Source organism: Bacillus sp. B1-WWTP-T-0.5-Post-4 (genome assembly GCF_009183795.1).
In the GTDB taxonomy this organism is placed as follows: Bacteria; Bacillota; Bacilli; order Bacillales; family Bacillaceae_G; genus Bacillus_A; species Bacillus_A cereus.
Map to the genome: position 1 here is coordinate 1 of NZ_WEIJ01000028.1, position 5,571 is coordinate 5,571.

Below are 5,571 nucleotides of genomic sequence, written 5' to 3' on the forward strand. Positions count from 1 at the left end.
TTTAGCGGGAACGTGTTACGGCGTGGCTTGCTATCGGTCGTGCGGGAAGTACAGAGTATGCTTCTACAAGGATAGCGCCCCGTAACGTATTCCTATTCATGCGTTGCGGGTAGGCGAGAACTTGCCTAGGCGTGTAGTCTAAAAGGTTCGGGGGGTTATCGTTAGCATTACGGTGCTAGGGAATACGCTCAGCCTGTCACGTAGGGACGATATTACGGGGACAAGCCGAGAAAAAGGGCGTATGCGGTGAAAACCGCTGAGTGAATAGGGTCTATGCATACGGATACCTTATAAGTGACCGCATGGCGAAAACAAGACGCTTATCCATCTATTTTGATTGATTACTTTTTTTGTAGTCTTTCAAAGTAGGGGATAAGTCTGCCTGTCAGCCGTTTCCTTAATCGTTCCCACATGATAAAAACCGAAACGACAAAAGGTCAAGACCTTTTAAAAGATTTATACCATTTTCAGAGGATAGAGGACGAAGAGAATGATTACCACTAACTGAAATAGTGGAAAGACGGAAGGAAACGGAAAAGCTAGAATAAGTGATAAGCATAGATTTGTAGAAACTATATAGTAAAAATGATAATAGAATGATAGAAAGAGTTGGTATTAGTAGGAGGAATAACAGAGAATAATAAGGGAGTAGGGGCAAATAGGGTTTTACAGGAATTTTCCACCCATGCTAGTATGTGTTATTATTTGCGTATTAGTAGGAGGATAAATTGATGAAAATACAAAATAGAGATACAAAATTAACTGAACAGTTACAGGAAATTCATAAGAAAGAAGAAGTATATGAGCCAATAATTAGAATAAAACAAGGGGATATGGAACAAGAGGTAACGTTAGATATGCCATACAATTTATTTTCATACACTCGTATAAAGGGGTATAAACCTGAAATGACGCTATTATACTTGTGTATACTGCGATCTTATGAACGTGAAAACAACTGCGCATATCCTTCACAGGACGAATTAGCGAAATTATATGGAAAGGATACACGTACATTACAGCGTCACTTAGCCGTATTAGAAAAAGTCGGACTAATTCGAATCCTAGGGAGTGGTGCGGGGCAACGCAATCTATATGTACCATTAAAGCCGAAAAGCCTTCACGAGCTAGTTAAAGCGAATCCCGAATTGAAATTAATACAGTAGTTTCTATAGCAATCCATTTGTGAAATTACGTTTTATAACGAAAGACGCCCAATAACAGGTGTCTTTTTTATTTGTGCGTTAATTAGGCTTTCCAGATTACGTCAGGTAATGAGATAGGGCGGTATATGTTACTAAGTTATTAAGACAAGCCTATAATTAACGGAAAAATGACGTATTAAAATGTTATTTTGAATGTTTTATAAGATTTTTTGTTTTTTAAAATGTTGATATAAAAGCGTTTGTCTATGATTTTGATAATTTCATTGAATGGAGACCATAAAAACACTTAGCGTAAATTTGTCGTATATGTTATATTATTTATGGGGAATATGGCGTACATTAAGGCGCCATAAAAACTTCGCTATAATTATAGAATTTGTAGCTGCATGTTTAAACTTTTAGGTATTATCACACTAAACGAAAGGAGTTTAACGAAATGACCGCTATACTACATGAAACACCATACGAACTAGAAAGCCTGCGTATTAAAGAATCGCTAAATCGTGAATTTTCCACTACTACGATTGATTTATATGGTAACAGTAGGCGGGAAGACATCGTAACAGTAATCACGATAAAAGCCGAATGGACGAGCGAAGAAATACGCTCACTATTTACGGAGTATAGCGACTGTTATAACGAAGGTGAAATCGATATTGCGTTTGTAGAATGGATTAAAATAAAAAAAAATGTAGATTTTATTACACTATAGCGATTACTATAAAGCAATCACCACAAAGCGAGCACTACATATATAGGACGATAGGGTACGAAATACATGCGGTGCGTTCGAAAGCGACGTCAGGACTAACCAACCTGACCGAAATGAGCGGAAACGACGACACCACCACCGCATTATGACGAGATAAAACAAAATGAACGAAAAAAGCGTTAGGACTAACCAACCTAGCGTTTTTATTTTTGTTCTTTTAACCAATTCGAAAGGATATAAAAGTGTCGATATTTTTAAAAACGATAAAAATCTGCGTTAAAAAGGATATAATAGCGTTATAACGAAAATATTGTACGAGGTGATGCGTTATGTCAGATAAAACAGATAGCTCTCAATCCATATATATAAGCAAAGACGTAGCGACGATGTTAAAAATCCAAGAGTCTACTTTGCGTAAGTACTGTATCATGCTCGAGGAACAAGGGTATCATTTTCACAAGAACGAGCACGGACACCGCGGTTTTATGGATAACGATGTTATAACGTTAAGAAAGTTAATCGAGATTAAATCACACCCCGATATGACGTTAAAACAGGCTTGTAACGCAATAATGACGTGGGTTAAGGATAAAGACGTGTCGAGGGTTGATACGAATGTTATAACGGAAGACACGCAACATGACGAGCGATATAACGAGCTTAAAGAAATGATTCAGCAACAGAATGAATTATTAAAGAGTATGGCGAAAAAATTAGACGAACAACAACGTTATATTGACGAAAAGCTAGAGAAACGAGACTATCAATTGATGGAAGCTATACGAGATATGCAAGAAGAAAAACGAGTTTTATTAGAAACGGCTGCGGCTAGTCGTGATAAAAAGTGGTATAAATTTTGGGAGCGTTAGGAGTGAACTTCTTAGCGCTTTTATTTTTGTTCTTTTAATTGACTAAAGTCAACTATATGTGAAAAAAATAAAGATACCACATGAAAGTGATACCTTTATTTGGCTAACCATTGTAGCCGTGCTCAGTGCTCTTAATCAACTATCAGGGTTAATTAAAAACACCTCAGATGTGTACTTCAAAGTTAAAGAAGAAGTACAAAAGAGTCGCACCCGCCAAGATATCAACTCAGAGTAACCACAAGGGGAGGAAAACCTCTCCTAGTTCTTATATTATAACATAAATCATTATAAAAATCAATATAGTCTCACACTAAATAGGCGTGTATATACGACGCACACACGATATAACGGTAACAATTTATGATATATATCCAATGTCGTTAATTCGAAATAGTTACTCGTGGATATAGTAGTACGAAGTCTAGTGAGGTAATTATGATGTATACGAGAGTTCTGCGACTGCATAGCGGGTGTATGGCGATTATGCACGCAACAAATGTCGCATACTAAATGGTGAAATTTAACGATAGATTTTACGGTATTTATTGTAGATTATGCGGTAGTACATCGCAATGTATCGGGCTATATAGTGCGTATGAATCACCTAATAATTGGATATTAAATAGGCTATATTTACGAACGATTATACACGATGTAAACTTATCGTTTATCTTTTTGGCGGACAAGAAACGTTGATGTAATCGTAATGGTTACGATTTAATGTGCGACGAAAGTGTTTACGCATATTTACGTATATACGAACTCAAGGCGCTTGTAATTCGCTATATAAGACGCCTAGCACTGCGATATAAAGGCGATAAGGTTTCGATAGGTTAAGTAGTATTGAAACTTTGTATAAACCCGCATACGATGCGTACAGGCTTCGATATGATGGCGACTTATTACGCATAATGTTTCGTTTCAGTAGCAAGAGAGGTCGGGCGGGGACGCCTTTCAAAACTCGGGGGGTTGCGTTTTGTGATATCTTGAAGTTATCAATAAAAATATGCGTTATTATATTCTAGATAAATCTTATATGAAATCTTATAATCTATAAAAAAAGAATAGGAGAGGTTTCCCTCTCCCTTGTGCTTACTCTGAATCGTCTTGGCGGTTGCGATTCTTCTGCATTTCTTCTTTAATCTTGAAGTACATATCTGAGATATTTTTAATTAATCCCGATAGTTGATGAAGACTTGTAATAACTGCTGCGATGATTAACCAATTCATATTATCACCTCCCTTTGATATCTATATCTTATCACTTTTATTGACACGAGTCAACTACAAATTTCATCTTTTTTAATGTTAGTAAAAATTATGAAACGAGAACGCAATATTTTGTAAGAGATTACTTATTATAAATGCGTTATAAATTATAAAAAAAATAGGAGAGGTTCCCCCCCCTTTCTCTTACTCCGAATCGTCTTGGCGGTTGCGATTCTTTTGTACTTCTTCTCTAACCTTGAAATACATATCTAAGATGTTTTTAATCAATCCTGATAATTGATTAAGGCTTGCTATAACTGCTGCAATGATTAGCCAGTTCATGTTCTCACCCCCTTTGATATCTCTATCTTATCAGTTTAGTTTAACTAAGTCAACTATAAATTTCATCTTTTTTCAAATGTTGTTAAAAGTTACAAAACAAGAACGCAGTATTTCATAAGAGGTTGCCCACTATAAATGCGTTATAAATTATAAAAAAAAATAGGAGAGGTTTCCCTCTCCTTTCTCTTACTCTGAGTCGTCTTGGCGGTTGCGACTCTTTTGTATTTCTTCTCTAACTTTGAAATACATATCTAAGATGTTTTTAATCAATCCTGATAATTGATTAAGGCTTGCTATAACTGCTGCAATGATTAACCAGTTCATGTTCTCACCTCCCTTTGATATCTCTATCTTATCAGTTTAGTTTGCTCAAGTCAACAACAAATTACATCTTTTTTTCAAATTTGGTTAAAAAAGCATAAAATCAGACCGCATCCTTCTTAAAGGAATTCTAGATATGGGCGTGTGATAGTTTATAAAAGGAGGGGTTTCCCGCAAGGGATTATTAAATAATTAGAGAGGATATATTGTAGTTAGCCTACGGGGGCATTACTATATAAAACAGGGGGCTATATAGTGGCTATATTTATGCGTACCAAACCGCCATATCATTTGACCAATAGCCCGCACTATATTACCAATAGGTAACTACCTATATACAATACCCTGATACACATAGCCCGCTGTACAATGGGGTGATAGGGTAGTCATACATAGCCTTCTGTGTGCTCTTATAATAATATTGTTTTAGTATTCTTATTAACTATCTATCAGAGTCCTAGACGCCTTATACTTAATAGACTACACGCAATGCTATATGGGGTTGATACCACCACACTACACCACACTGTAACTATCTAATGCGTGTGAGAGAGTGGGGGCAGTGAGTAGTTATATGTTATCTTCTTCATTTGTGTTTTGTTTTGTTAGTTGAAAAGAATTGAAGATAAAGAATGTTTGAAACTTAAATGATTAAAAGAGAATACAAAAACTTTATTCATTCTTTTATTCATTCATTTGAAATCAAACGCAAAAGAAGAATGTGATTAAAGCAACGTTTTGTTTCGTGCATAAAAAGTTTATCGAATTAAATTGATTGCGAAAGTCTTTTGAATGCTTTTAAATCAACGTTTAAAAGAGAAGTTTGAAAGTAACAAAATGTCATTCTGTTGTATTCGTTATGCATCTAAATGAATACGGCATTCACCAACAAGCAAACCCAAATCAAAAATTTTCGAATCCCCCCAAGCCCACGGGCAACCACCCCGCATCA

General features: G+C 35.9%; 7 protein-coding genes. 4 read left to right on the top strand and 3 right to left on the bottom strand.

Annotation, left to right across the window (positions count from 1 at the left end; genetic code table 11):
• The first annotated feature begins 731 nt into the window (after window positions 1-731).
• The 4 genes from GBN91_RS28410 to GBN91_RS29390 all read left to right on the top strand — a co-directional run bounded on the left by GBN91_RS28410 (window position 732) and on the right by GBN91_RS29390 (window position 3,443).
• Window positions 732-1,166: a helix-turn-helix domain-containing protein gene (locus GBN91_RS28410; RefSeq protein WP_152122893.1), complete on the top strand. Its 435-nt coding sequence runs from the start codon at window positions 732-734 to the stop codon at window positions 1,164-1,166.
• A 436-nt stretch (window positions 1,167-1,602) separates the two neighbouring features.
• Window positions 1,603-1,878, top strand: a complete 276-nt coding sequence (locus GBN91_RS28415) for a hypothetical protein (RefSeq protein WP_152122894.1) — start codon at window positions 1,603-1,605, stop codon at window positions 1,876-1,878.
• A 329-nt stretch (window positions 1,879-2,207) separates the two neighbouring features.
• The gene (locus GBN91_RS28420; protein ID WP_152122896.1) at window positions 2,208-2,747 is read left to right on the top strand and encodes a DUF3967 domain-containing protein; all 540 of its coding nucleotides are present in this window, start codon (window positions 2,208-2,210) and stop codon (window positions 2,745-2,747) included.
• Between the two features lie 510 nt (window positions 2,748-3,257).
• On the top strand, window positions 3,258-3,443 hold the full coding sequence (locus GBN91_RS29390) for a hypothetical protein (RefSeq protein ID WP_226800224.1): 186 nt from the start codon (window positions 3,258-3,260) through the stop codon (window positions 3,441-3,443).
• 396 nt (window positions 3,444-3,839) lie between these two features.
• Here GBN91_RS29390 and GBN91_RS29115 read toward each other — a convergent pair whose 3' ends face one another.
• The 3 genes from GBN91_RS29115 to GBN91_RS29125 form a co-directional block, all read right to left on the bottom strand.
• Window positions 3,840-3,977 carry a hypothetical protein gene (locus GBN91_RS29115; protein WP_193222143.1) on the bottom strand — a complete coding sequence of 46 codons (138 nt, stop codon included), beginning with the start codon at window positions 3,975-3,977 and terminating at the stop codon, window positions 3,840-3,842.
• A gap of 183 nt (window positions 3,978-4,160) precedes the next feature.
• Window positions 4,161-4,298, bottom strand: coding sequence for a hypothetical protein (locus GBN91_RS29120; RefSeq protein WP_193222144.1), 138 nt, complete (start codon window positions 4,296-4,298; stop codon window positions 4,161-4,163).
• A gap of 186 nt (window positions 4,299-4,484) precedes the next feature.
• The gene (locus GBN91_RS29125; RefSeq protein WP_193222145.1) at window positions 4,485-4,622 is read right to left on the bottom strand and encodes a hypothetical protein; all 138 of its coding nucleotides are present in this window, start codon (window positions 4,620-4,622) and stop codon (window positions 4,485-4,487) included.
• Between the last annotated feature and the right edge of the window lie 949 nt (window positions 4,623-5,571).